21 protein-coding genes, 1 other RNA gene and 1 riboswitch are annotated in these 20,370 nt (G+C 66.2%); of the genes, 11 read left to right on the top strand and 11 right to left on the bottom strand.

Annotated features, from left to right (window positions below):
- Nucleotides 1-82: 82 nt before the first annotated feature.
- Entirely contained in the window at nt 83-1,315 is a 1,233-nt protein-coding gene (locus tag ACFQU1_RS13700) for a porin (RefSeq protein WP_378133386.1), read from the bottom strand.
- A 379-nt stretch (nt 1,316-1,694) separates the two neighbouring features.
- Nucleotides 1,695-1,814, top strand: a riboswitch (TPP riboswitch).
- A gap of 55 nt (nt 1,815-1,869) precedes the next feature.
- Here ACFQU1_RS13700 and thiC point away from each other — a divergent pair.
- Complete coding sequence (thiC, locus tag ACFQU1_RS13695; RefSeq protein WP_378133384.1) at nt 1,870-3,744, top strand: phosphomethylpyrimidine synthase ThiC; 1,875 nt, start codon at nt 1,870-1,872, stop codon at nt 3,742-3,744.
- 373 nt (nt 3,745-4,117) lie between these two features.
- On the opposite strand, the gene ACFQU1_RS13690 is transcribed toward thiC, so the two are convergent.
- Nucleotides 4,118-4,480 carry a hypothetical protein gene (locus tag ACFQU1_RS13690; RefSeq protein ID WP_378133382.1) on the bottom strand — a complete coding sequence of 121 codons (363 nt, stop codon included), beginning with the start codon at nt 4,478-4,480 and terminating at the stop codon, nt 4,118-4,120.
- Between the two features lie 630 nt (nt 4,481-5,110).
- Here ACFQU1_RS13690 and ACFQU1_RS13685 point away from each other — a divergent pair.
- Both ACFQU1_RS13685 and ACFQU1_RS13680 read left to right on the top strand, forming a co-directional pair.
- Nucleotides 5,111-6,139: an OmpA family protein gene (locus ACFQU1_RS13685; protein ID WP_378133380.1), complete on the top strand. Its 1,029-nt coding sequence runs from the start codon at nt 5,111-5,113 to the stop codon at nt 6,137-6,139.
- Between the two features lie 121 nt (nt 6,140-6,260).
- Nucleotides 6,261-6,530: a DUF982 domain-containing protein gene (locus tag ACFQU1_RS13680; RefSeq protein ID WP_378133378.1), complete on the top strand. Its 270-nt coding sequence runs from the start codon at nt 6,261-6,263 to the stop codon at nt 6,528-6,530.
- A gap of 8 nt (nt 6,531-6,538) precedes the next feature.
- On the opposite strand, the gene ACFQU1_RS13675 is transcribed toward ACFQU1_RS13680, so the two are convergent.
- Nucleotides 6,539-7,093 (bottom strand): c-type cytochrome, encoded by a 555-nt coding sequence (locus ACFQU1_RS13675; RefSeq protein WP_378133376.1) that lies wholly within the window; start codon nt 7,091-7,093, stop codon nt 6,539-6,541.
- 287 nt (nt 7,094-7,380) lie between these two features.
- Here ACFQU1_RS13675 and ACFQU1_RS13670 point away from each other — a divergent pair, with 287 nt between their 5' ends.
- Nucleotides 7,381-8,241: a prephenate dehydratase gene (locus ACFQU1_RS13670; protein WP_378133374.1), complete on the top strand. Its 861-nt coding sequence runs from the start codon at nt 7,381-7,383 to the stop codon at nt 8,239-8,241.
- 193 nt (nt 8,242-8,434) lie between these two features.
- Complete coding sequence (locus ACFQU1_RS13665) at nt 8,435-9,046, top strand: GNAT family N-acetyltransferase (RefSeq protein ID WP_378133372.1); 612 nt, start codon at nt 8,435-8,437, stop codon at nt 9,044-9,046.
- A gap of 69 nt (nt 9,047-9,115) precedes the next feature.
- Here the strand turns inward: ACFQU1_RS13665 and nudC are convergent, their stop codons facing one another.
- The gene (gene nudC / locus ACFQU1_RS13660; protein WP_378133370.1) at nt 9,116-10,084 is read right to left on the bottom strand and encodes an NAD(+) diphosphatase; all 969 of its coding nucleotides are present in this window, start codon (nt 10,082-10,084) and stop codon (nt 9,116-9,118) included.
- 148 nt (nt 10,085-10,232) lie between these two features.
- Between nudC and ffs the strand changes: the two genes are divergently transcribed.
- The 4 genes from ffs to recR all read left to right on the top strand — a co-directional run bounded on the left by ffs (nt 10,233) and on the right by recR (nt 13,373).
- An RNA gene (gene ffs, locus ACFQU1_RS13655) (signal recognition particle sRNA small type) lies at nt 10,233-10,332 on the top strand.
- Nucleotides 10,333-10,403: 71 nt separating this feature from the next.
- On the top strand, nt 10,404-12,266 hold the full coding sequence (locus tag ACFQU1_RS13650) for a DNA polymerase III subunit gamma/tau (protein ID WP_378133368.1): 1,863 nt from the start codon (nt 10,404-10,406) through the stop codon (nt 12,264-12,266).
- A 24-nt stretch (nt 12,267-12,290) separates the two neighbouring features.
- The gene (locus ACFQU1_RS13645) at nt 12,291-12,614 is read left to right on the top strand and encodes a YbaB/EbfC family nucleoid-associated protein (RefSeq protein WP_378133366.1); all 324 of its coding nucleotides are present in this window, start codon (nt 12,291-12,293) and stop codon (nt 12,612-12,614) included.
- 156 nt (nt 12,615-12,770) lie between these two features.
- A complete protein-coding gene (gene recR / locus ACFQU1_RS13640) occupies nt 12,771-13,373 on the top strand; it encodes a recombination mediator RecR (RefSeq protein WP_378133364.1) in 603 nt (200 codons plus the stop codon).
- A 14-nt stretch (nt 13,374-13,387) separates the two neighbouring features.
- On the opposite strand, the gene ACFQU1_RS13635 is transcribed toward recR, so the two are convergent.
- The 3 genes from ACFQU1_RS13635 to ACFQU1_RS13625 form a co-directional block, all read right to left on the bottom strand.
- Nucleotides 13,388-13,912 carry a helix-turn-helix domain-containing protein gene (locus tag ACFQU1_RS13635; protein WP_378133362.1) on the bottom strand — a complete coding sequence of 175 codons (525 nt, stop codon included), beginning with the start codon at nt 13,910-13,912 and terminating at the stop codon, nt 13,388-13,390.
- 849 nt (nt 13,913-14,761) lie between these two features.
- Complete coding sequence (gene aroB / locus ACFQU1_RS13630) at nt 14,762-15,904, bottom strand: 3-dehydroquinate synthase (RefSeq protein WP_378133360.1); 1,143 nt, start codon at nt 15,902-15,904, stop codon at nt 14,762-14,764.
- Entirely contained in the window at nt 15,901-16,482 is a 582-nt protein-coding gene (locus ACFQU1_RS13625; RefSeq protein WP_378133358.1) for a shikimate kinase, read from the bottom strand. The genes aroB and ACFQU1_RS13625 overlap by 4 nt, the downstream gene beginning before the upstream one ends.
- 122 nt (nt 16,483-16,604) lie before the next feature.
- On the opposite strand from ACFQU1_RS13625, the gene ACFQU1_RS13620 reads away from it, so the two are divergent.
- Together ACFQU1_RS13620 and ACFQU1_RS13615 are read left to right on the top strand one after the other, a co-directional pair.
- Nucleotides 16,605-16,751 (top strand): histidine kinase, encoded by a 147-nt coding sequence (locus tag ACFQU1_RS13620; protein WP_378133356.1) that lies wholly within the window; start codon nt 16,605-16,607, stop codon nt 16,749-16,751.
- 9 nt (nt 16,752-16,760) lie between these two features.
- Complete coding sequence (locus ACFQU1_RS13615; RefSeq protein ID WP_378133354.1) at nt 16,761-17,726, top strand: site-specific tyrosine recombinase XerD; 966 nt, start codon at nt 16,761-16,763, stop codon at nt 17,724-17,726.
- A 9-nt stretch (nt 17,727-17,735) separates the two neighbouring features.
- Here the strand turns inward: ACFQU1_RS13615 and ACFQU1_RS13610 are convergent, their stop codons facing one another.
- The 4 genes from ACFQU1_RS13610 to ACFQU1_RS13595 form a co-directional block, all read right to left on the bottom strand.
- A complete protein-coding gene (locus ACFQU1_RS13610) occupies nt 17,736-17,945 on the bottom strand; it encodes a hypothetical protein (RefSeq protein ID WP_378133352.1) in 210 nt (69 codons plus the stop codon).
- Between the two features lie 70 nt (nt 17,946-18,015).
- Nucleotides 18,016-18,213 carry a hypothetical protein gene (locus ACFQU1_RS13605; RefSeq protein WP_378133350.1) on the bottom strand — a complete coding sequence of 66 codons (198 nt, stop codon included), beginning with the start codon at nt 18,211-18,213 and terminating at the stop codon, nt 18,016-18,018.
- Between the two features lie 111 nt (nt 18,214-18,324).
- Nucleotides 18,325-18,987 carry a methionine biosynthesis protein MetW gene (gene metW / locus ACFQU1_RS13600; RefSeq protein ID WP_378133348.1) on the bottom strand — a complete coding sequence of 221 codons (663 nt, stop codon included), beginning with the start codon at nt 18,985-18,987 and terminating at the stop codon, nt 18,325-18,327.
- A 7-nt stretch (nt 18,988-18,994) separates the two neighbouring features.
- The gene (locus ACFQU1_RS13595; protein ID WP_378133346.1) at nt 18,995-20,164 is read right to left on the bottom strand and encodes a homoserine O-acetyltransferase; all 1,170 of its coding nucleotides are present in this window, start codon (nt 20,162-20,164) and stop codon (nt 18,995-18,997) included.
- Between the last annotated feature and the right edge of the window lie 206 nt (nt 20,165-20,370).

Here is a 20,370-nt window from a genome sequence, read left to right as displayed (position 1 = left end):
CTCGGACCACCTATACCCTCCACAGGCGAGAGACACCCGCAAGGCGCGCACCGGCAAGGCGCGCACCAGCCGAGCCCGGTTCTCAGAAATCGCGCTGTAGACGCAGCCGGCCCTCGAAGGCATCGGCACTGCCGCTGTAGGCGACCGGAACACCGCCGACCGAGACCGCCGACCGGCCTGTCGGATCGAGCCGGTAGTACATAACCTCGACGCCGATATCCATGGCCTTCACCGGCGACCAGATCAGGTTGGAGCCGACCTGCAGGACCCGCGTGTCCCTCAAGCCGGAGAAGAGCTGGGTCACAGAGGCGTCGTAGTCGACCACGGTATAATTCGCCGTCACGCTTTGACGGACCGACGGCGTCCAGTAATGCAGGAAGGCGCCGGTGGCGCCCCACCCGCGCGTCGTCTTGATGTCGCCCCCTGCCAGCGCGCCATCCGTGAAGACTGCAGCGACCGGGCCAAGGCGGACCGTGCTGGTGTTGATCCCGAGATAGCTGAGGGCGCCGTCGCTGTAGGCGGCCTGCAGCCAGAGCTGGTCACCGGAAGCGAGCATGGGCAGGTTGATCGCGGTGCCGAGTTGGACGGCATAGCCATAGACGGCGTCCACCCGGTTGCCGAAGCCGGTGATCTGGCCGGAGTTCAGCTGGTGCACCGCGCCCGAGAGCTGCACCTTGCCCCAGCCCTTCTGAAACTGGTCATAGAGCAGCGCGCCGATCACATCCGGCATGCGCTCGCCGGCCGGATCGATGCCGCCATTGGCAAAGCTCGCGTTGACGAGACGCTGGTTGCGGTCTTCCAGCGAGAGCGTTGCGGAGAAGCCGTTGCCAAAGGAAGCGGTATAGGCGAGGACCTGCGCCGATTCGACATAGGAGCCGTAGCCACCGAGGATGCCGTCGCTGAAGTTGAATGTGTCGGCGTAGAAGTCGAAGAACGACTCCGTCACGCCCGCCGTGAGCCCGGCGAACTGGACGAAGGCCCGGTTGAGATCGACCGAAACCTGGGAGCCCTGCGGTCCCGGCTGCGTGTTGTAGGCGCCGGTACTGCGCGTGATGCGGTAGCGCGCAAAAGCCCTGACCACGCCGTATTCGGTCGAGGTGCGGGCGTCCACGTCGAGCTGCCCGCGGGCGCGGAAACCCGTCGCGTCACTGTAGCGCCCGTTGCCCGGCGCGCTCCACTGCGGCTCGAAATAGCGATATTCGGCACGCACCCGCCCGCCGATCTTCAGGCAGACGTCCGAGCCCGGGATATAGAAAAAGCCCGCGCCCTGTGCTGAGCAGATACGAACGTAGTCCGCCGGTGCGCCTTTCTGCATCGGCAGATCGGCGGCTTGCGCTGGCAGTAAATGACTCACGCTGGCCATAGCAGCGAGCGTGATGCTGCACAAAAAACCTCTATTCATCATCTTGCGGCTCCCGGAGGTAGACTGCCGGCAGGCAGTCGTACACACGTGCTACCAACCCCCCTCACGCCAAGAGCACCTAGCATAGTATTCACACGCCGATGTGAAGCCATAATGACGGCCCGTCATCTCTGCAACTCTGAAATAGTCTCTTCGTCTCTTTCGCAGTGACTGTTGCAAAGTCGCAAAGGTCCAGATGGATGCCGGCCGGTTGGCCACGGCCCGCGAGGGAGCTCAACTTCCCCTGGATGGCGGAATCGATTGACTTCGCCGGCAAAGTTGCCCACCATCGCAGCGTTCCGAGGGGGGCCCCGTGAGGGGGCTGAGATTCCGCCGGCTCGCCCGAGCACCGCGGTGACCCTTAGGACCTGATCCGGGTCATGCCGGCGAAGGGACGGAAACCTGCGTAACGCAATCCCCTCATATCGCTGCCACCCGGATCTCCTGAACCGAAAAGGAGGAGATCCATGACTGTGCATCAAAAGCCCGCCGGCCCGGCAAAGCCGGTGAGCGCGACGCCGGCCGAAGTGACGACCGGGGCCATCGCCGGTTCCGGCAAGGTCTATGCGAGCCCGGAAAACCGGCCTGACATCCGCGTGCCGTTCCGCGAAATTGCCCTCGATCCCTCCGCGGGCGAGCCGCCTTTTCGCGTCTACGATACGTCCGGCCCCTTCACCGATCCAGATACTGTCATCGACCTCGCCGCGGGACTGCCGCAGGTGCGCGCCTCATGGATCGCCTCTCGCGGTTTCGAGGCGGTTGCCGCCCGTCCGGTGAAGCCCGAGGACAATGGCAATATCTCACCCGAAAAGCTCGTGCCGGCCTGCCCGGCCGACCGCCGCGTGCTCGCCGGCGCCCCCGGGCGGCCGGTGACACAGCTCGAATGCGCGCGCGCCGGCATCATCACCGAAGAGATGATCTATGTGGCGCATCGCGAGAATCTCGGCCGCGCCGCGATGCTGGCCGGCGCCGAGGAGCGCCGCGCCGACGGGGAGGATTTCGGCGCGGAGATTCCAGCCTTCATCACGCCGGAATTCGTGCGCGACGAGGTGGCACGGGGGCGCGCCATCATCCCGGCCAATATCAATCACCCGGAGCTCGAGCCGACCATCATCGGCCGCAACTTCCTGGTGAAAATCAACGCCAATATCGGTAATTCCGCCGTCACGTCCTCGGCGGCCGACGAGGTGGAGAAGCTCGTCTGGGCGATCCGCTGGGGCGCCGACACCGTCATGGACCTCTCCACCGGCCGCAACATCCACAACATCCGCTCGTGGATCATGCGCAATGCGCCGGTGCCGATCGGCACGGTGCCGATCTATCAGGCGCTGGAAAAGGTCGACGGCGACCCGGCCAAGCTCGACTGGGAGGTCTTCAAGGATACGCTCATCGAGCAGGCTGAGCAGGGCGTCGACTATTTCACCATCCATGCGGGCGTGCGCCTCGCCTATGTGCCGCTCACGGCCAAGCGCGTCACCGGCATCGTGTCGCGCGGCGGCTCGATCATGGCGCGCTGGTGCCTGTCGCATCACAGGGAGAGTTTCCTCTACGAGCGCTTCGACGAGATCTGCGACATCATGCGCAAATATGATGTGTCGTTCTCGCTCGGCGACGGGCTGCGCCCCGGCTCCATCGCCGACGCGAACGACGCGGCGCAGTTCGCCGAGCTCGATACCCTCGGCGAACTTACCAAAATCGCCTGGGACAAGGGGTGCCAGGTCATGATCGAGGGCCCCGGCCATGTGCCGATGCACAAGATCAAAGCCAATATGGACAAGCAGCTCAAGGTCTGCGGCGAGGCGCCCTTCTATACGCTCGGGCCGTTGACCACGGACATCGCGCCGGGCTACGATCACATCACCTCGGCCATCGGGGCGGCGATGATCGGCTGGTTCGGCACGGCAATGCTCTGCTACGTCACGCCGAAGGAGCATCTCGGGCTACCGAACCGCGACGACGTGAAGACCGGCGTCATTACCTACCGAATCGCCGCGCATGCGGCCGACCTCGCCAAAGGCCATCCGGCAGCGAAGCTCCGGGACGACGCCCTGTCGCGGGCGCGCTTCGAGTTCCGCTGGCAGGACCAGTTCAATCTGGGGCTCGATCCGGACACGGCACGCGCCTTCCATGACGAGACGCTGCCGAAGGACGCGCACAAGGTGGCGCATTTCTGCTCCATGTGTGGGCCGAAGTTCTGCTCCATGAAAATCACGCAGGACCTGCGCGCCGAGGCCGGCGCCATGGCGGCCGCCGGTTCCGAGGAGGAACGCCAGGCCGGGCTCGCTCAAAAGGCCGAGGAGTTCAAGGCCAAGGGCGCTGCGATCTACGTGCCGGCGGAGTAGGGCTGGCGGCCTCCAACCGCCGCTGTCCCCGAATCGAGAAAATGCCCATGACGCGTGTGCGCCATGGGCATTTTCGTTGGACCGGCAGCTTTCGCGACCGCCGCCGCCAGGCTGGCAGTCCCGGCTTCTGAGACACTGCGAAGTTTAGGCTGCTGCCATGAACTACATCTTGGCCAGAAAATATTCTGATTTGGTCAATAGCGCAGGCTCTTGGAATATTCCCAAATTCTGCAATATGAATAGCCGTTCATTTTACGCTGCAATGCGAAATCTTATTATCGTCATAATCGCACGTTGATCTTCATCGACCAGGAACTCCACCGCTGAAAATGGTGGCTGCCAAGATGAAGGACGACTGATGCGGATGAACCGTCTAGCTTTGCTCGCCGGCACGGTGATGACCATGCCGATCCTGAGCGCCACGGCAGCGCCGCTCGATCTCACAAGCCGGCAGGATGAGCGGCTCCTCATTCTCGCCCAGGCCGGGCCCGGCAGCGACGAGCAAGACGGTCCGCCGGGTCGGCGGCGCCCCGACGGCGGTCGTCCCGAGGGCGGTCGTCAGGACGGTGGGCAGCGGGAGCAGCCCGGCGCGCGGGGACGGCCCGACGGTGGCCCCCCTCAGGGAGGCCGTCCAGACGCCCAGAGGCCGGACATGCCGCGCCCGGGACCGCCGGCCGGCATGCCGCGCGGCGAGCCGCCGCGCCAACAGATGCAGCGCCAGGAAATGCAGCGGCAAGACATGCCGCGGCCGCAGATGCGCCGTCCCGAGGGCCTTCCCGAGGGCCCGCGCGGCGGGCCCGGACGCCCTGAGGCCCCACCTGATGTGCGGCGAGGTCAGCCGAGACCGAACGCTCCCGAGGACGCGCCGGGGCGCCCGTCTCGCTCGGAAATGCCGCGTTCCGTTGGGCCGCGCGACGTAGCACCCGCTCCGGGCGGCCCGCGCGCGGTCCCCGGACGCCCCGAGGCGCCGCCCGATGCGCGGCGCGGCCAGCCGAGGCCAAACGCTCCTCAGGACGGGCCGGGCCGCCCGCCTCGGACAGAAGCGCCGCGACCGGCTCCCGGCCGCACTGCGCCCGACCAATCCTCACCAAATCAGCGCGTTCCCGGCCAGCCCGTTCCCGGCCAACCCCTGCCGGGGCAAGGTCTCCGCCCGGTTCCGGGGCAAGCGCCGGATTCTGGTCCCCCCGGGCGGCCCATGCCGTCTATGGACGATCGGCCCGGCCTCCAGCAACCACCGCGCCCTGAACGCGGCGACCGGCCGGCGCCGAGCGGCCGGCCTCTGCCGCCGGAGCGGCAGGTCGCTCCCGATGGGGCCGTTCCGCCCGGACGGCCGGTCCCTCCCCGTCAGCCCCTTCCGGGACAGGCAGTGCCTCCGCCCGGCGGTCCGGCAACGGGCGGGCAGCAGCTGCGTCCCGGCATGCCGCCCGGTTCAGAGCGAGGCGATCGTCCGGATCTCGGCGGCGCGCCCGGCCGCGACATGAGCCGGGACTGGCGCGATCAGCGCCGCATCGAGGAGCGTGACGGGCGCACCATCATCCGCGAGGGCGACAACCGGGTCATCATCCGGGAGGGCGGCCGCGAGGTCATCCGTCACGACGAACTCGGGCGTTTGCGCCGCGGCGCGCGCGACGTGGACGTGGTGACGGGTCGCGGCGGCGAGCGCACCGTCACGGTCGTGCGGCCGGACGGCAGCCGAATCATCACCATGGAGGACGAGGACGGCAATCTGATGCGCCGCATTCGCCGCACCACTGATGGGCGGGATGTCATCATCATCGACAACAGCCGCCGACCGGCGCGGCGGGACCGGGGCCCCGGCTTTTATCCGCCACCTGTGGTGAGCTTGCCGCCGCTTGTGCTCGGCATTCCGCGTGAGCGCTATATCGTCGAGGCGGAGGAGGTGGAGCCGGAAATTATCGAGGAAACCCTGATGGCGCCACCGGTCGAGCGGGTGGAGCGTGCCTACAGTCTCGACGAGATCCGCTACAATCAGCGGCTGCGCGAGAAGATGCGCCGTGTCGACGTCGACACCATCAACTTCGCCTTCGGCTCTGCCGAGATCGGCCCCTCCGAGGTCGGCCGGCTCGACGCCATCGCGCGTGCTCTCGACGCTGCGATTCGACGCAATCCGAACGAGGTCTTCCTGGTGGAAGGCCATACGGATGCGGTGGGCTCGGATACCGATAATCTCGCCCTGTCGGACCGTCGCGCTGAGTCGGTGGCGCTGGCGCTCACCGAGACCTACAACATCCCACCCGAAAACCTCGTCACGCAGGGCTATGGCGAGCAGTATCTCAAGGTGCAGACGGACGGGCCGGAGTTGGCCAACCGCCGGGTGAGCCTCAGGCGCATCACGCCGCTCATGTCCCAGAGCGGGGCACCGCCGGCACAGTAGGTCACGATCTTGGGGTGGACCGCGTCGAACGCGAGCGCGGTCCAAGCTTCGGCTAGATCGGCCGATCAGTCTTTACCTCACGGCGGTGCCGGCTTAGGCTTCGCCGCGAGGGGGACGCGATTTGACCGACATACTTCATTTCACACGACCTGTGATTGTGAGTATCTCGGACGGGCCGATTTGTAACGTGGAACAGGCCTACTCCATGCTCGGCCGGCACTGGCCGTCATCAAGCATCCTGAACGACCAGGGGCGCCCGCCCGAAGCCTTCTGGCGGGCGTGGAAAGCCTGCGGCTTTGCCAAGGCGAAACTCAATCCGACGACCACTCAGGCGGCCCGCGAGGCGTTCGTCGCGGCCGCCCGGGAAGCAGGCGTGCTCGTCTGCGACTGACCGGCGCCTCAGGGCGTGGGCAGCGGTGCCGGACTGTGCGAGAGCGTGCGCAGATAGGCGATGATGTCGGCGCGCTCCTCAGGCTTCGCAACACCGGCGAAGCTCATGATCGTGCCCTTCATGTAAGCGCGCGGATTGGCGATGAAGTGGTCGATCTCCTCGTAGGTCCACTTCTCGCCCTTCGCAGCGTGTTCCTTCATGGCCGAGGAATAACTGAAGCCCGGGAAGGATCCCTTCGGGCGGTCGACGACATTGTAAAGGTCGGGGCCGATCTTGGCGCCTGCGCCCTCCACGAAGTTATGGCAGGCCGCACATTTCGCCACTGCCTTCTCGCCGCGCGCCGGATCGGCGGTCTGCAGCCGAACGGCTATGGGCTCGACCTGAGGTGCCGCAGGTGCCGCACCGCCCGGTGCAGCTTCCTGTGCGGCGGGCAGGTCATATCCCGGGATGGCCGGCGCATGCGACTTGAAGATCTCGTCCGCGACGATGCCGAGGCCCATGGCGAAAACGAGGGTGCCGAGGACAGCACCGGCGATTTTGTTGAGCTCGAAGGAATCCATCATCGAAACGGCTGCTCCGATCCTGCCAAGGCGGACGAGGTGGCGGCATAAGGGTCTGTGCATGCCCGCGGACATGCGATCGCGCTTGATTACCTGCTTTGAAGCCGGGTTGGCAACTCGTATAAGCGCCTTTCGCTTTGCTACCTTTTGCCGCTTTGCGGCGCATAGGGCAAAAGAGCGAGGCCATCAGCAGAGCGGTTTTCGGCCGCGCGGACGGCGCGAAGATTTTATCCGAGGCCCTGGAGCAAATCCAAGGCATTCGATTCGAGATGGTTTGAGGAGAGCCGGTGATGTCCCTGCCCGCGGTGATTGCATATCAAGGCGAACCGGGCGCCAATTCCCACATCGCCTGCCAAGATGCTTATCCGGACTGGCAGCCCCTGCCTTGCGCTACCTTCGAGGATGCGTTCGCGGCGATCGCCGATGGCACGGCCGGGCTCGGCATGATCCCGATCGACAATACCATCGCCGGCCGGGTGGCTGACATCCACCATCTTCTGCCGACCTCGGGGCTGCATATCGTCGGGGAATATTTCCTGCCGATCCATTTCCAGCTGCTGGCCCCCAAAGGCGCCACACTCGCTACCGTCAAGACGGTGCACAGCCATGTGCATGCGCTCGGCCAATGCCGGCGAATCATCCGCAAGCTCGGCCTGAAAGGTGTCGTTGCGGCGGATACCGCCGGCTCGGCCCGGCAGGTGGCGGAATGGAACGACCCTGCTCTGGCCTCGCTCGCGCCGCGCTTGGCGGCGTCCATCTACGGTCTCGATGTCCTGATGGAGGACGTGGAGGACGAGAGCCACAACACCACACGCTTCGTCATCCTCGCTCGCGAGGCCGCCTGGGCCACTGCCGGCAACGGGCCGACGGTGACCAGTTTCGTGTTCCGCGTGCGCAACGTGCCGGCGGCGCTCTACAAGGCCATGGGCGGCTTCGCCACCAACGGCGTCAACATGACCAAGCTCGAGAGCTACATGGTCGACGGCCAGTTCTCCGCCACCCAGTTCTACGCGGAGGTGGAGGGCCATCCGGAAGACGCAAGCTTGAAGCTCGCGCTCGAGGAGCTGGAGTTCTTTTCCAAGGAGCTGCGCATCCTCGGCGTCTTCCCGGCACACCCCTTCCGGGCAACGCTGCGCGAAGCGGCCGAGTAGCCAGCTCGGCTTTAACACTTCCAGAAGTTTTGCTGACGAATTATCTGAATTCGTTAACATCGAAGCCGGCCAAACTGAGTTTCCGGCTAAAAAGCAGCAAGGCGCGGGCAAGAATTCGCGCCTTCATGCCACTGTCGCCCTTTTGTGGCCTTTGTCTCGCGTCAGGCTATGCCAATGACGAGAGGGAAGGCCGATGACGCTCATAATTCGACGCGCAGACGAGCGCGATATGGCCGATATCGCAAGCTTCTACGACGTCAGCTGGCGCGAGACCTATCTCGGGCTGATGGATGACGGCGAGCTCCGCGGGCTCCATCAGGCGCGCGCCGAATGCGATTGGCTCGAGACCAGTGCGCGTGACGGAGCCCTGCTCATCGCCGAGCGCGATGGTGCGCTCATCGGCTTCGGCGCCTGCGGCCCGGCACGTGATGCGGCCCTCGGCGCGGCTGGTGAGGTCTACGCCATCTATGTCGCCCAGCGACTGAGATACCGCGGGATCGGCACCGCACTCATGGGGCGGATGGCGCGTGGCTTGGCCCGCCGCGGGATCAGCGATATCGGTTTGTGGGTGTTCCACAGGAACGTTGCGGCCGTGGTCTTTGCCCGGGCGCTCGGGGCGGGCGTCGGCGGCATCAGATCGGGCGACACGCCGACGCGGGCCACGGAGCTTGCCCTCGTCTGGCCGCAGGCCGAGGATCTCGCGCTGTTCGATGACGAGGAGCACGATCGCGGATCGCGTCGCGCCCGCCACGACAGCGGCTTGGAGCGGTTCGGCCCGCATCCCTGTCTGACGTCCTGCAAATAAGCAGAGCAGATCGGGCAAAGTTGAGCTCGGCCCTGCTCTGCCGAGCCGCGGTGCTCTCATTCCCCCGTCTCAGAACCCCTCGCCCTCATTCACGAAGGCGCGGATGAGGTGATGGGCGATGGCGAAGGGCTTGGGCGTGCCCAGGCCCTGCGGATGGGTGTCCGCGAGCATGAGGGCGACCTCCTCCCGCGTGAACCAGCGCGCGTCCTCCAGTTCGTGCTGGTCGATGGTGATCGCCTCATGCAGGCCTTCCGCCAGGCACCCGATCATGAGCGACGCGGGAAAGGGCCAGGGCTGCGAGGCGAGATAGCGCACGCGGCCGACCGCAAGCCCCGCCTCTTCCTTGATCTCGCGCCTGACCGCATCCTCGATGGTCTCGCCCGGCTCGACGAAGCCCGCCAGGCAGGAATACATGTTCGTAGCAAAGCGCGGCTGGCGCCCGAGCAGGCAGCGCTCTCCCCTGACCGCGAGCATGATGACCACGGGGTCCGTGCGCGGAAAATGCTGCGCGCCGCATTGGTCGCAGATGCGTCGCCAGCCGGACGCCTCGACGCGCGTCGGCGCGCCGCAATTGGCGCAGAAGCGATGCCGCGTGTGCCAGTGGAGAATGGCCTTTGCCTCGCCGAGCGGGCCCAATTCGTCGGCCGGAATGAGCCCCTGCGTCGCAATGGATCGGAGATCAACGGCCTGGAGATGCGGCCTGCCCTCGACCACCCCGGCCGCATCGCGCGGCAGTTGCGTCGTGAAGAGCGGCACCCCGTCGAGCGTGCCCAGGAAGATGCTCTCGCCGGTCGCCCCCAGGTCTGCCGCTTCGGCCATGCTGAAGCGCGTATTCAGGCTGACGCTTCCAGACTTCAGGATCGGCACCTCGCCAGCCAGCACGAAGGTCACGGCCTCGGGGCTCGCCCGCAAGGCGGCCACGCTCTCAGCATGCTCGCGTCCCTCCGAATGGCGTTCGAGGCGGTTCTGCGCAAAGCCCGTGCGGGCGGAGCGCTCCGGCGCGGCAGTGCTGTCGGAGGGCGGCGTGACGTTTGTCATGGCAAGGTCCTTGAGAGTCCCTGCCTCGCGGCGACAGGGCCGTATCCTTCTACCCGAGCCGGCCGCATCACAGAAGGGCGTTGCGCGATAGCTGCGGTTATCGCGCCGGGCGCCTTGCATCGGCCTCGTCTTTCCCCGATATAGGCGGTGGGAGGTTGGCGTTGGACGTTCCACTCGCCAACCGGGTCAGGTCCGGAAGGAAGCAGCCCTAACGAGAATCGGGCGGGTCTTCGTCCAGCCTCCCACCTTCCTCCATAAATCCGGCGGCCGGTCGCCGTGGTCGCGCGCTCGCGGCGCGGCCGAAGACCGAACGGGTGCGATGACCGATCTGCCGAAGGCCCCTTCCGAGCCCGACGAGGCACCGCAAGAAGGCCTCGCCCTGCCGGGCTTGGCACCGGTGGCAGCGAGTTCGCCGTCGCCCGCCTATCGCGTGCTCGCCCGCAAATACCGTCCGCTCCGCTTCGAGGATCTCATCGGGCAGGAGGCGATGGTGCGCACGCTCTCCAATGCCTTCGCCACCGGGCGCATTCCCCAGGCCTGGATGCTCACCGGCGTGCGCGGCGTCGGCAAGACGACCACCGCGCGCATTCTCGCCCGCGGCTTGAACTACGAGCCGACGGACGGCAGCACCTCCGGTCCCACCATCCATATGCCGGCCCTCGGGCGCCATTGCGCGGCCATTATGGAATCGCGCCATGTGGACGTGCTCGAAATGGATGCGGCGTCCCATACGGGCGTGGAGGACGTTCGCCAGATCATCGACGGCATCCGCTACTCGCCGAGTTCGGCCCGCTACAAGGTCTATATCATCGACGAGGTGCACATGCTCTCCGAGAAGGCGTTCAACGCCTTCCTGAAGACGCTGGAGGAGCCGCCGCCGCACGCCAAATTCGTCTTCGCGACCACCGAGATCCGCAAGGTACCGGTGACGATCCTGTCGCGCTGCCAGCGCTTCGACCTGCGGCGCATCGATGCCGGGCTCCTGGTCGCCCATCTCGGCCGGATCTCGGCCGCCGAGGGCGTAGAGGCCGAACCGGAAGCACTGGCGCTCATCGCCAGGGCCGCCGAGGGCTCGGCGCGTGATGCCCTGTCGCTTCTCGATCAGGCGATCGCCCATGGCGGCGGCCGGGTCACGACCGACGAGGTGCGCCTGATGCTCGGCCTCGCCGACCGGGCGCGCATCATCGACCTGTTCGAGGCCGTAATGCGCGGCGACATCGCCACCGCGCTCGCCGAACTGACGGCGCAATATGACGCGGGCGCCGACCCTTACGTCGTCCTGAACGATCTCGCGTCTTTCAGCCATGTCGTCACGCGGCTGAAACTCGTGCCGGGCGCCGCCGACGATGCGGCCCTGACCGAGGCGGAGCGCCGCCGCGGCACGGAGCTCGCGGCGGGTCTTTCACTCCGGGCGCTGTCGCGCAACTGGCAGATCCTGATCAAGGGGCTCCCCGAAGTGCAGCAGGCCTCCCGGCCGATTGCCGCCGCCGAAATGCTCCTAGTGCGTCTCGCCTATGCCGCAGACCTGCCGACGCCGGATGAGGCGCTGCGCGCGTTGCGCGATGCCCAGCAGGGGCAATCGTCCCAGTCCGGGTCGGCCAGTGCTTCGCCGGGTGGATCGGCGCCGCGTCTGTCGATCGCCGGCGGGACGGGTGCGGCGGCCGCGGCCGATGCCGGCCCGAGGCGCGATATCGCGCCGGCGCGGGCGGCCGAGCCGCAGATGCGGCTGGCACGGTTCGAAGATATCGTGGCGCTCGCCGGCGAGAAGCGCGACATCGTCTTGAAGCGCGCACTCGAACAGGACGTCCATCTCGTCCATTTCGAGGACGGCCATATCGAATTCACGCTCGCGGAAGGCGGCAGCCGCACGCTCGCCGGCGATCTCGGGCGCGCGCTCCAGCAATGGACGGGCCGGCGCTGGATGGTGGCGCTGTCCTCCAAGCCCGGCGCACCAACCCTCTATGAGACGATGAAGGCGCGCGAGGCGGAGCGCCGCAGCGGCGCCGAAGGACACCCGCTCGTTCAGGCCGCCCTGTCGCGCTTTCCCGGCGCGGCCGTGGTCGACGTGCGGGATCGGGTGGACGAGGAAAGCGCCGAGGCCGCCCAAGCGATCGAGCCGGTCAGCGACGACGACGCGCTCGCATCCGGCGAAGACCTGTCCTATCTAGACGAAGACCTCTGACGCGCGACTGGAAAGGAGCCCGGCATGCGAGACCTCATGGGTTTGATGAAGCAGGCCCAAGGGCTGCAGCAGAAATTCGCCGACATGCAGGCGGAATTTGACACGCTCGAAGTGACCGGCACGGCCGGCGGCGGTGCGGTGAATGTCACGGCGACGGCCAAGGGGCTCGTGAAGAGCGTCTCCATCGACCCGAGCCTCATGGTGCTGGACGACAAGGAGATCCTGGAGGATCTCATGGTCGCCGCCGTCAATGACGCCCGCGGCAAGGCCGAGCGCCTGATGCAGGAGAAGATGGGCGACCTGACCAAGGGTCTGCCGCTGCCGCCGGGCATGAAGCTGCCGTTCTGAGCGGCAGCCACACTTCATTGTCGGGTCTCTACCGCTTCGTCAGGACCGAGCGGCCAATCCTGTACGCCATCGGCCCCGGCCTTATGCCGGGGACCCGATTCGCAGGGTGGGCAACGGCAGGCCCGGCGATCTGCACAACCAGGATCGTTTTCGCGCATGCCTTCGCCCATCGGCCCGGAGATCGAACGCCTGATCCAGTTGCTTGCCCGTCTGCCTGGCCTCGGGCCGCGCTCGGCCAGACGCGCGGCGCTGACACTCATCAAGAAGCGCGAGCAGCTCTTGATGCCGCTGGCTGACGCCATCCGGACGGCCGCGGACCGGGTGATGGTCTGCTCGGCCTGCGGCAATGTCGATACCTCCGACCCCTGCACCATCTGCCGCGATCAGCGGCGTGATCCCTCGGTGCTCGTCGTGGTCGAGGACGTGGCCGATCTCTGGGCGCTGGAGCGTGCCGGCGTGGTCAATGCGCGCTATCACGTCATCGGCGGGGTCATTTCGGCGCTGGACGGCGTGCGGCCGGAAGACCTCAATCTCGACAAGCTGGTGGCACGCGCCGCCGAACCCGCGCTCAAGGAGGTGATCCTCGCCTTGAACGCGACCGTCGACGGCCAGACCACGGCCCATTACGTCACCGATCTTCTGTCGCGCTATTCCCTGAAGATTACGCGGCTCGCGCATGGTGTGCCGGTCGGGAGCGAGCTCGACTATCTCGACGAGGGCACGCTCGCCGCCGCCATCCGCCAGCGCACGGCCTTTTGAGGGCGCAGGGCCCTCTAGCCGAGGCGCGCCGGAGGCTTGGCAGGAGCGCCGCTGCCGCCCGCGCGAAGCTCCTTTCGTAGCTGAATGACCATCAGCTTGATCATGGCGAACCGCTCGTCCGAATTGTCCGTGGCGGCGACGATCTCGGCATATTTGGCCGCGCTCAGCTCGCCCAGCTGGGCGGCCGCGAGTCTGATGTTCTCGGCCTTGAAGAGGCGGTCGATCGCCTCCACGATCCGGCCGAATAGCGTCTGATCCATGAAGAGTTCGAAGAGGGCGGAATCCGGCAGAGCCGAGCGCCGTTCCACCTCGTCCGGCTCGCCGCGCCACATATGCCCCTCGCCGGTCAGGATCCAGCCCGGATTGGCGCCGAGCTCGGCATATTTGAGCAGCGTCTCGCCGCTCGGGACATTGTGTCCGATCTCGATGCGCTTGAGCGCGCTCAGGGATAGGCCGACCATTCCCGCGAATTCCACTTGGGAATGGTCGAGCTCCTCGCGAATGGCGCGAAGGCGACGGGCGATGGACTCATGCGCCACGAGCGGCCCCTTGACGCGCGGCGCCGCGCGCGACGAGCCGAAGGCGCGCCATGACCGAGGGAAGGACCCCGCCCATGGTCCAGCCTGAAAAAGGACCATAAGGTTCTTTTTCTGACTTTACTTCGGTTATAAATTGAGCCATTCTGTCTCCGAATTGAGCGAACTGATCCCTATGGCCGTCCGATCAATTGTCTGGATTTGTTTGTTGCCAATGCCTACCCATCCCAACTTCGCCGATCCGACATCGCGGCTGCCCGATATTGGCCCGGTCAGCCGCCAAGCGCTCCGTCAGCCGCGCCAAGACGCTTCCTTCTGGGCCTCGGCTGAGTGGGACCATGGAGGCACGTCCGCCTCGCCACGGTCTGCTCCGCCCTGACCCCGGCAGCAGAGCGTCGCGAGGGCGGCCGTCACCCAGGATGAACGGCGGCAGAGGCTCAGCCTGAGATTTTACACCTCCCCGGTTCGCCGGTCATTGGCCAATGCCCAACGCGGTGAGTCGAGACGCCGACGCTCGACTCACTTCCGATGGACACTCCATCGTCGCCGAACAGCGGCCCTTTGTTCAACAGGGCTACAGTCATTTTGCGGCTCCGCGCCTCGGAGGGCTGTTGGCGCTGCACAGGATCATGCGGATTGGGCGCCGGCACGTCGGCGGGCTGGCCCATGCATGAAGGGGGAGAGGCGCGACCTGCGTCAATGGTCGTTGGCGGACGTTCCGCCATTGCCTCAGACTGCCGGGCGGGTGATCCCCACACCCGCCCGGAATTTCTATCACGATCCGGATCGCTGCCGAGCAAAACAGCCGCACTGTCGGGTAGCACGGCGGACCATTGGTTACGGACGTAAAAATTACGCCCCAGCTAGTTCGCCGACGAGAAAGTCGCGCACGTCCGCCGCAGCGACACCCCGCGCGATGAAGCTTCGGCCGATGCCGCGGGCGAGAATGAAGGTGAGTTCGCCGCGCTTGACCTTCTTGTCCTGCGCCATCGCCTCGACCAGCGTCTCGGCCGTGCCGATGCCGCCCGGCACGTCCTGGAGCCGCGTGGGCAGCCCGAGGCTCGCGAGATGAACACCGACGCGCGCCGCATCCTCCTGCGGACACAGGCCTTGCATCGCCGAAAAGCGGAAGGCGAGCGCCATCCCGATCGCCACCGCCTCGCCGTGGACGAGGCGGCTGCCGTCATATCCGGTCGCCCGCTCTAGCGCATGGGCGAAGGTATGGCCGAGATTGAGCAGTGCCCGGTCGCCGTCCTCGCGCTCATCGCGCGCCACCACCGCCGCCTTGGCGCGGCAACTCACGGCGACCGCATGGTCGCGCGCCGGACCCGGCCCGAAGATCGCTTCGGCATTCGTTTCGCACCAAGCAAAGAAGGCAGGGTCGTCGATGAGCCCGTATTTGACGACCTCGGCATAGCCGGCGCGAAATTCGCGCTCGCTCAGGCTGTCGAGCAGCGCCGTGTCGGCGATGACGAGACTCGGCTGGTGGAAGGCGCCGACGAGATTTTTGCCATGAGCGGAATTGATGCCGGTCTTACCGCCGACCGAGGAATCAACCTGCGCAAGCAGCGTGGTGGGGATCTGCACGAAGCGCAGGCCGCGCCGCGTGATCGCGGCAGCAAAGCCGGCGAGATCGCCGATGACCCCGCCGCCGAGCGCAACGACCAGATCGCCCCGCTCGATGCGCGCCGCCAGGATGGCGTCGCAAACCTCGATGAGCCGCGGAAAGCTCTTACTTCCCTCCCCCGGCGGGACAGAAACGAGCGTCGGGCGCAGGCCGGCGCGGGACAGATCGTCGGCGAGCCTTTGGCCATAGAGCGCGCCGACGCGCGCGTCGGTGACGATGGCGGCCTTCCCGCCCGGCGCCAGTTGGGCAATGCGAGAGCCGGCCTCGGCCAGCGCCCCGCGGCCGATGACGATGTCATAGGCACGTGCGCCGAGAGCGACATGCACCGTTTGAAGGGCGCCCGATGGAGCGGGCTTCGCCTGCGTCATGATCCCATTTCCGTTGGTGGGGCCAGGAAGTCCCTGACCGCCGCGATGATCTCGTTCACGATCGCCTCATGCGGGCCGTCGCGGGAAGTGACGGTGATATCCGCTCCTGCATAGATCGGATAGCGCTCGGCGATGAGCCGCCGCAAGGTGCCTTCGGGATCCGGCGTATGCAGCAGCGGCCGGCCCGGGCGCTTTCGCACCCGGCGCATCAGCACATCGAATTCGGCCTTCAGCCAGATCGAGATCCCCTCCTCGGCAATGCGGGCGCGCGTTTCGGCGTTCGCATAGGCGCCGCCACCCGTTGCCAGCACCTGCGGGCCGCGGCTGAGGAGGCGCCCCATCACACGCCGCTCGCCGTCCCGAAACTGCGCTTCCCCCTGGGTCGCGAAGATCTCCGGTATGGTCATGCCGGCAGCGCGCTCGATCTCGTGGTCCGCATCGACGAAATCGAGGCCGAGCCGGGTCGCGAGCCGCCGTCCGATCGTGCTCTTGCCAGCCCCCATCATGCCGATGAGTACGAGCGAACGGCTGCCGAGCGCCTCGCGCAGCAGCTGGGTCTCTGGAACCGCGGAATCCATTTCGTGATGCTGGCCCATGGAGGTTTTACTAACATGGAGTTTTTGTTTACGTCATTCTCATATCCTGAGTGCGGCCGCGCTTCAGGCGGCAAGTCCTCCGGGTTCCTCAAAGATCGTTCGCCGTGCCGAGTCTTTTCCGTTTTCTCGTTATCATCGGCATCCTGGCCGGCTTGGTCTATGGGACGATGTTTGCTTTGGCGACGCTGGTCGAACCGACACCGCGCGTTATGACGGTGACGATCCCCGCGTCCAAATTCGATAAGAAGTGAGAGCAAGCCATGGCTGTCGCGTCTCGTGCTGACCACGGCGGCGCTGGCGCGAATGGTCTCGCCGAGCGCTTCCTCGAAATGCTGGCCGCCGAGCGCGGCGCGGCGCGCAATACGCTCGCCGCCTATGAGCGCGACCTCGACGACTACATGAGCTTCGTCGCCAGAGCCGGCAAGACCATGATCGGCTGCGGGCAGGCCGACATACGGGCCTTCCTGGCCGATGTGCATGCCCGCGGGCTGAAGGCCTCCTCGGCCGCCCGGCGCCTCTCGGTGGTGCGCCAGTTTCACAAGTTCCTGTATCTTGAGGGGCTGCGCAGCGACGACCCGACGACGACCATCGAGGGGCCGAAGCTCGGCCGGCCGCTGCCCAAGGTGCTGAGCATTGCCGAGGTGGACCGTCTGCTCGCCGTCGCGCGCGAGGGCGTCGACGACCCCAAGCGGCCGCTCGGCGAACGGCGGCGGGCGGCGCGCCTCACCTGCCTCCTCGAACTTCTCTATGCAACGGGGCTGCGCGTTTCGGAGCTCGTCGGCTTGCCGCGGGCAGCGGCCCTCAGCCGCGAGCGCTTCCTCATGGTGCGCGGCAAGGGCGACAAGGAGCGGCTCGTGCCGCTTACGGACGCGGCGCGTAAAGCGGCCAAGGCTCATCTCGAGCTCATCGCGACGGACAAGGAAAAGCCGCGCCAGAAACGTTGGCTCTTTCCCGCCGACAGCGCTGAAGGCCACCTCACGCGGCAGGCCTTCGCGCGTGAGCTGAAGGACCTCGCCATTGCAGCGGGCCTCGCGCCCGAGCGGGTGAGCCCCCATGTGCTGCGCCATGCCTTCGCCAGCCACCTCCTGCAGAACGGCGCCGATCTGCGCGTCGTGCAGGAGCTACTCGGCCATGCCGATATCGGCACGACCCAAATCTACACCCATGTGCTCGACGAGCGGCTGAAGGCCATGGTGCGCGACCTCCATCCCCTCGCCGGGGAGTAGCTGGCCCGTTCAGAGTGGCGGCGGCTGGATCTCGCGCCGGCTATCGAGGGCAAGGACATCGGCCGCCCGGGAGCGGCGGCGGCACTCAATCTCGGCGAACAAGGCCACTCCGCCGAACATCCTCCAGCCGTCGATGCGCTTTAGCATCTTGCTCGAGCACAGAGCTGCTTCACGGCCGCATCCACCTCGAACGACTTCCGGACGATCAATCTCGAACATCTCTTCCGTTTATGGCGAAGCTAACGTCGACGGATCGTGTTGAACGAGAAGCCCGAAGGCCACACACGTTTCACGGGCGCATGCGCAGATTATCTTGCGCAAGGCTGTAGGCACGGGCTTGCTCTAGAAGGTCCTGCAGCATCCGGTGAGCCAAGAATTCCAATGGGTGGCGATTTGTTCTTTCCCCGTTCTGCTTCGTCGTTTCTGCAGGACCGGCGATCATGTCCTGACCGCCCGTTACGACCTCACAGTTCTCGATCTCGAGCATGCAAACCTCCCAGCGCTGATGATGACGCGAAGATCACTAGCGCGTCTCGCCGGAGGTCGGTGGCGAAAACACCTGGAGATCAGTGCCAATGATGGAGCGCCGGATGCAGCGCTAGCCGCGCTTGAGCAGAAAGACCGCCTGCTGGCCGAACAGGTTCCACACCCACCATGGCATGTTGAAGCGCACCGGCTGGCCGCCTGAATCGAGCGCCATCGCCCTCTCCATCTTCGCATTCACCTCCTGGCAGAGGGCGACGAAGTCGCGGATCGTGCAGAAATGGATATTGGGCGTGTCGTACCACGTGTCCGGCAGGTTCTCCGTGACCGGCATGCGGCCGTAGAGGCCGAGTTCCGCGCGCACGCGCCAATGGCCGAAATTGGGGAAGGAGACGATCGCCCGCCGGCCGATGCGCAAGAGATTCTCCAGCACGGCGCGCGGCCGACGCGTCGCCTGGATCGTCTGCGAGAGGATGACATAGTCGAAAGCGTCATCCGGATAGGCGAAGAGATCGGTGTCGGCATCGCCCTGGATGACGGACAGGCCGCGGGCCACGCATTGGTTGACGCCCTCGCGCGACAATTCGATGCCCCGCCCATCGACGCCGCGCCGCTCGGCGAGCAGCGCAAGCAGCGTGCCGTCGCCGCAGCCGACATCGAGCACGCGCGAGCCCGGCTCGACCATGTCGGCCATCAGGAGATGATCGAGACGCGCGCCTGCTGCCGATATCACCTGTTTGGTCGCCGAGAGGTCGTTCACGCGGGCCGTCCTTGTCATTGGAGCGTCACAGGCCATGGGCCCGGGCGGCTGAATCGAGAAAGCCGCGCGTGGTCGCGAAGAAGACCGGCTCGTTGAGCAGAAAGGCGTCGTGGCCCTTGTCGCTGTCGATGTCGACGAAGCTCACCGAGGCGGTCGCGGCATTGAGCGCGTGCACGATGGCGCGGGACCCCGATGTGGGGAACAGCCAGTCCGAGGTGAAGGAGACCACGCAAAAGCGGGTGCGCGTTCCGCGGAAGGCATTGGCGAGCACGCCGCCATGGTCGGCGGCGAGGTCGAAATAGTCCATCGCCCGCGTGATGTAGAGATAACTATTGGCATCGAACCGCTCGACGAAGCTCTCGCCCTGGTAGCGCAGATAGCTCTCCACTTGGAAGTCGGCGTCGAAGGAGAAGGTCGGGGCGTCCCTGTCCTGGAAGCGGCGGCCGAATTTGCGGTGGAGTGCCGCCTCGGACAGATAGGTGATATGCGCGCCCATGCGCGCCACCGCGAGCCCTTTCGAGGGCTTGACGCCTGCCTGCAGATAATGGCCGCTGCGCCAATCGGGATCGGCCATGATCGCCTGGCGCCCGACCTCGTGGAAGGCGATGTTCTGAGCCGAGTGGATAGCGGCGGTGGCGATCGGCATGGCTGCGAAGACACGCTCAGGATAGCTCGCCGCCCATTGCAGCACCTGCATGCCGCCCATCGAGCCGCCGATGACCGCGAAGAGCTGGTCGATGCCGAGATGGTCGAGCAGCATCGCCTGGGCGCGCACCATGTCGCGGACGGTGACGAGCGGGAAGGCGAGCCCCCAGGGCTCACCGGTCTCCGGATTGAGCGAGGCGGGCCCTGTCGTGCCCATGCAGCCGCCGACGACATTGGCGCAGATGACGAAGAACCGGTCCGTATCGATGGGAAGGCCAGGGCCGATCATGGTGCTCCACCAGCCCTCCTTGCCGGTGATGGGGTGCCGGTTGGCCGCGTGCTGGTCGCCGGTCAGCGCATGGCAGATGAGGATCGCGTTGGAATGGGCGGCATTCAGCGTGCCATAGGTCTGATAGGCGATCTGCCAGGGCGCGATGACGGAGCCACAATCCATAACGAGGGGACGGTCCGCGCCGAAATGGGCCACCAGGCTGTCGGGTTCGTCCACCTGCGAGGCGGGAACCGGAAGATCGCCAACACTCACCAACATAAGCTCTAATCCTGACGCGACGCCGCAACGCGGCGGTCAGCTCCCCGTCGTTCGTTATAACGAACAAATCCGCCATTGAACAAGAACAAGTGGTGGCCGCCGGTTCGGTTGGCCGCTTTGCGTTCTCCGGGCCGGCATCCTACAAGAATGCGATCTGCGGAGCACCGAGCCTGCTCGGCCCTGGACATGACCGGATCCATGAGCTG

It is taken from the genome of Chelatococcus sp. GCM10030263 (genome assembly GCF_042666455.1).
In the GTDB taxonomy this organism is placed as follows: Bacteria; Pseudomonadota; Alphaproteobacteria; order Rhizobiales; family Beijerinckiaceae; genus Chelatococcus.
This window is presented reverse-complemented; position numbering and strand designations above follow the sequence as displayed.

Bases quoted from the DNA above. Each gene is read 5' to 3' on its own strand.
- ACFQU1_RS13670 (WP_378133374.1), top strand. From the start codon at position 7,381: ATGTCCCTGCCCGCGGTGATTGCATATCAAGGCGAACCGGGCGCCAAT.
- ACFQU1_RS13645 (WP_378133366.1), top strand. From the start codon at position 12,291: ATGCGAGACCTCATGGGTTTGATGAAGCAGGCCCAAGGGCTGCAGCAG.
- ACFQU1_RS13675 (WP_378133376.1), bottom strand. From the start codon at position 7,093: ATGATGGATTCCTTCGAGCTCAACAAAATCGCCGGTGCTGTCCTCGGC.
- metW (WP_378133348.1), bottom strand. From the start codon at position 18,987: ATGACAAGGACGGCCCGCGTGAACGACCTCTCGGCGACCAAACAGGTG.
- ACFQU1_RS13615 (WP_378133354.1), top strand. From the start codon at position 16,761: ATGGCTGTCGCGTCTCGTGCTGACCACGGCGGCGCTGGCGCGAATGGT.
- ACFQU1_RS13700 (WP_378133386.1), bottom strand. From the start codon at position 1,315: ATGCAGAAAGGCGCACCGGCGGACTACGTTCGTATCTGCTCAGCACAG.
- recR (WP_378133364.1), top strand. From the start codon at position 12,771: ATGCCTTCGCCCATCGGCCCGGAGATCGAACGCCTGATCCAGTTGCTT.
- ACFQU1_RS13665 (WP_378133372.1), top strand. From the start codon at position 8,435: ATGACGCTCATAATTCGACGCGCAGACGAGCGCGATATGGCCGATATC.
- aroB (WP_378133360.1), bottom strand. From the start codon at position 15,904: ATGACGCAGGCGAAGCCCGCTCCATCGGGCGCCCTTCAAACGGTGCAT.
- ACFQU1_RS13595 (WP_378133346.1), bottom strand. From the start codon at position 20,164: ATGTTGGTGAGTGTTGGCGATCTTCCGGTTCCCGCCTCGCAGGTGGAC.
- ACFQU1_RS13610 (WP_378133352.1), bottom strand. From the start codon at position 17,945: ATGTTCGAGATTGATCGTCCGGAAGTCGTTCGAGGTGGATGCGGCCGT.
- nudC (WP_378133370.1), bottom strand. From the start codon at position 10,084: ATGACAAACGTCACGCCGCCCTCCGACAGCACTGCCGCGCCGGAGCGC.
- thiC (WP_378133384.1), top strand. From the start codon at position 1,870: ATGACTGTGCATCAAAAGCCCGCCGGCCCGGCAAAGCCGGTGAGCGCG.
- ACFQU1_RS13625 (WP_378133358.1), bottom strand. From the start codon at position 16,482: ATGGATTCCGCGGTTCCAGAGACCCAGCTGCTGCGCGAGGCGCTCGGC.
- ACFQU1_RS13650 (WP_378133368.1), top strand. From the start codon at position 10,404: ATGACCGATCTGCCGAAGGCCCCTTCCGAGCCCGACGAGGCACCGCAA.
- ACFQU1_RS13605 (WP_378133350.1), bottom strand. From the start codon at position 18,213: ATGCTCGAGATCGAGAACTGTGAGGTCGTAACGGGCGGTCAGGACATG.